Annotated in this window: 3 protein-coding genes; all 3 read left to right on the forward strand. The window is 62.1% G+C overall.

What is annotated here, in order from left to right:
• The first annotated feature begins 240 nt into the window (after window positions 1-240).
• The 3 genes from PY310_RS21270 to PY310_RS21280 all read left to right on the forward strand — a co-directional run bounded on the left by PY310_RS21270 (window position 241) and on the right by PY310_RS21280 (window position 3228).
• Entirely contained in the window at window positions 241-1374 is a 1134-nt protein-coding gene (locus PY310_RS21270) for a tyrosine-type recombinase/integrase (RefSeq protein WP_275216620.1), read from the forward strand.
• Complete coding sequence (locus PY310_RS21275) at window positions 1371-1715, forward strand: helix-turn-helix domain-containing protein (RefSeq protein ID WP_275216621.1); 345 nt, start codon at window positions 1371-1373, stop codon at window positions 1713-1715. Before PY310_RS21270 ends, PY310_RS21275 begins: the two co-directional genes overlap by 4 nt.
• Before the next feature lie 172 nt (window positions 1716-1887).
• The gene (locus PY310_RS21280; RefSeq protein ID WP_275216622.1) at window positions 1888-3228 is read left to right on the forward strand and encodes a site-specific integrase; all 1341 of its coding nucleotides are present in this window, start codon (window positions 1888-1890) and stop codon (window positions 3226-3228) included.
• Window positions 3229-3307 lie beyond the last annotated feature (79 nt).

Below are 3307 nucleotides of genomic sequence, written 5' to 3' on the forward strand. Positions count from 1 at the left end.
GTAAAAAGGTTGTTCGCATTTTCTGCGAATACGTCCACTCTTGATAACGGCGTGTTCAGGCGTAAAAACGACTCTGACCAGCCGGTTTGTTTACTCTGCCGTGGCAGGGATCTGTTCGGGCGGGCCCGGACGTGCTTGGCTGCACGGCCACATAGTTGGCGTCTTCTCAGGCACTTTGGGCGCGCGGTTTGCATTTTTTGCATTTGGACTGCAAAAATTGCAGTCGGCGTAGGAGGCTCCTTGGGTGATAAGTTCGGCGGTCTCGCGTTCTTGCCGCTGCCGAATCGGGAGCCGGATCGTGACGCGTTCCTTAGCGAGGTGCTCACCGGGTGGAAGCGATCCCACTTGGCGCAGAACTTCACCCTGCAGACGACCAAGCGCCGGGTCGCCTCCGTGATGCGCCTGGCGGACTTCTCGGGCAAGTATCCGTGGGACTGGGGTCCGGTCGACGCGGACGAGCTGTTCGCTCATCTTCGCGGTGTCGAGAACCTTGCCCTTTCCACCGTCCGGGCGTACCAGACGGACATCAAGCTGTTTTGCGAGTATGCGACCAACCCTGAATACCCGTGGAACGAGAACTGCGGGCGGCTCTTCGGGACCACCTTTTCCCAGGTGATCACCGAGTTCAACAAGGCCCGGCACGTCCAGGATGCCGATATGGGTCCGGAGAAGCGTGCCTTCACTCTTGAGGAGCTGCAGGCATTCTTTGACCTGGCCGACCTGGAAGTCGAACGGATCATTAACTCGGGGCGTAAGGGCGCTCTTGCCGCATGGCGTGACGCCGTGGCCTTCAAGACCGCCTACGGCTGGGGCCTTCGGCGCGACGAGGTTCGTCACCTCAGCCTCGTGGATTTTTCCCGCAATGTTAAGGCTCCGTACTTTGGGGACTACGGCATTCTGCGCGTCCGGTACGGGAAGCCGCAGAAGGGCTCCCCCAAGAAACAACGGTCCGTCCTGACCCTTCTGGACTGGGCGGCCGAGGCGGTTGATGACTGGGTCAGGCGCGGTCTTCCCCGGTATGGGCAGCCTGTCGGCGACCTCTTCCCGACTGACCGTGGCGGCCTGGTTCCGGAAAAGAACCTCCGGACTCGGATGCGCGGGTTCCTTGACGAACTCGGCTTTCCGCCGGGGCTTGATCTTCACTCCCTGCGCCGGTCCTATGTCACCCACATGCAGACCGAGCACGGCTATGACACCAAGTTCATCTCAATGCAGGTTGGCCACGAGCACACATCGACGACCACGATCTACACCCTGCCCTCCCCCGACTATGCCGCACGCGAACTCGAGCGCGTTCTCAACAACACCCTGCTGGCCAGCAACAGCAGGGTGCTCACCAAACCCAAAACGCCTTCCGGAAAGGCACCACGATGAACCGTCACATCGACTACCAGTTTCGCGTCAAGGAGCTGATGGCACGCGCCGGAATGCGTAACAGCCGTGATCTTGTTGCTCCGCTTCGGGAGCGCGGCATCACACTCTCCGAGTCGCAGATCTACCGGCTCGTCGGCCAGAACCCGGATCGGATCTCGTTTCAGGTCCTGGCAGCGCTCTGCGACATTTTCAAGGTCGAAGCCAACGAAATCCTCACCTACACCGCAACGGACGCCCGCACGCAGCGCCGTCGCACCGCGGTCGGCGACGGCACGGACGTCCCCCTGCTGGCCGCCTACCGGCCCGTCCGGGCGCGCATTACCCGCCCCCATGAGCAGTGAGTTCAAGCCGCGCGGCCGTCCCCGCTCAAACAGGACGAGCGAGGGCTGCGACCGCTGCGGGAAAACCACCGGAAAAATCCGGGTCCGCTGGCCAGACGGACGCATCTGCGGCATCTGCTTCACGAACGCAACCCACCGATACGGTCAATGCCCGCTCTGCGGCGCCGACAGAATGCTTCCAGGCCGGACCGATACAGGCGAGGACACCTGCCGCGACTGCGCCGGCATCACGACGAACCTTACCTGTGACAACTGCGGCCGCGAGGCCGAGCGCTTCCGCGGCGGTCACTGCATCACCTGCGTACTCACCACTGATCTGACGGAGCTCCTCAGGCCAAATGACCCGCCCGATCTGCGGCTAAAACGCCTGATCAAGATATTGACCGAATCCACCCGACCCGAGAGCATCTACACCTGGCTGCGCAGCAACGGTGGCCGGTCCGCGTCGCTGCTCAAACGAATCGGTGATCGAGAGATCGAGCTCTCCCACCAGGCTTTCGACGAGCTGCCCAGGACGCCGGCGGTCGAGCACCTCCGGGCAATCCTCACCCACAACCGCATCCTGCCCGCCCAGGAAGACCGTCAGCTGGCCATGTTTGAGCAGTGGCTGGAAGAACGGCTCAACCAACTCTCCACTGCACCGGAAATCCACGCACCCATCGAGCGTTTCGCCCGCTGGCATCACCTCAAGAGGCTGCGGGCTGAGTCGTCCGCGACGAAGAACATGAACTACGCCGTGCGCTCGGCGAAACAGGAGATCACCGAGGCAGGAAAGTTCCTCCGCTGGCTCCACGACGAGCATGGCAGGACAGCTTCTTCCATCCGCCAGATCCATCTCGACGAATACCTTTCCGATGGCACCTCGACCCGTCGGCATATCCGGAACTTCATCCAATACCTCAAGCGGGAAACGCCAGGCAAGGACGTCCAGGTCGCTGCACGGTTGGCCAGGACGACACCTGTCCTCAGCCAGCAGGAACGCCTGGACCTCGTCCGCAAGCTCATCGAGGCCGACAACGTCGCCGTTTCGATCCGCATCGCGGGGCTGATCTTCCTGCTTTATGGCATCCCCATCGGCAGAATCGCCATGCTCACCATCGACGACGTCGAAGTGACCGGCAAGGGCATGTTCCTCAATCTCGGCCGGTACCCAGCGCCCATCCCCGAGCTGCTGGCACCCATGTTCTGGGCCCACATCCAAAACCGCGGCGGCCAGCAGACAGTCAACCGCGACACGCGCTGGCTTTTCCCGGGCGTCCGTGCAGGATCCCCCCGATCCCCCAACACCCACCTCATAAAACTTCGCGGGATGGGCATCAACATCCAAGGCATCCGCAACGCCACCCTGCAGAGTCTGGTCAAAGAAATCGACGCCACCTCACTCGCCCGCATGCTCGGATACAGCAAGCAGACTCTGTCCCGCCACGCGGGAGCCGCCAGCGCACCCATGGCAAGCTACGTCGTTGGCAAGAACCCCCATTTCGCCCAGGAGCGAGCCGGCAAGACACTCTAACCGCGGGAGGCACCGCGACAGATGCACAGTTCGCCAAGTCAGGGCATACGCCCAAAACAGATAACCCGCTTACCCAGTT

The organism is Pseudarthrobacter naphthalenicus, assembly GCF_029076445.1.
In the GTDB taxonomy this organism is placed as follows: Bacteria; Actinomycetota; Actinomycetes; order Actinomycetales; family Micrococcaceae; genus Arthrobacter; species Arthrobacter naphthalenicus.

Bases quoted from the DNA above. Each gene is read 5' to 3' on its own strand.
- PY310_RS21275 (WP_275216621.1), top strand. From the start codon at position 1,371: ATGAACCGTCACATCGACTACCAGTTTCGCGTCAAGGAGCTGATGGCA.
- PY310_RS21280 (WP_275216622.1), top strand. From the start codon at position 1,888: ATGCTTCCAGGCCGGACCGATACAGGCGAGGACACCTGCCGCGACTGC.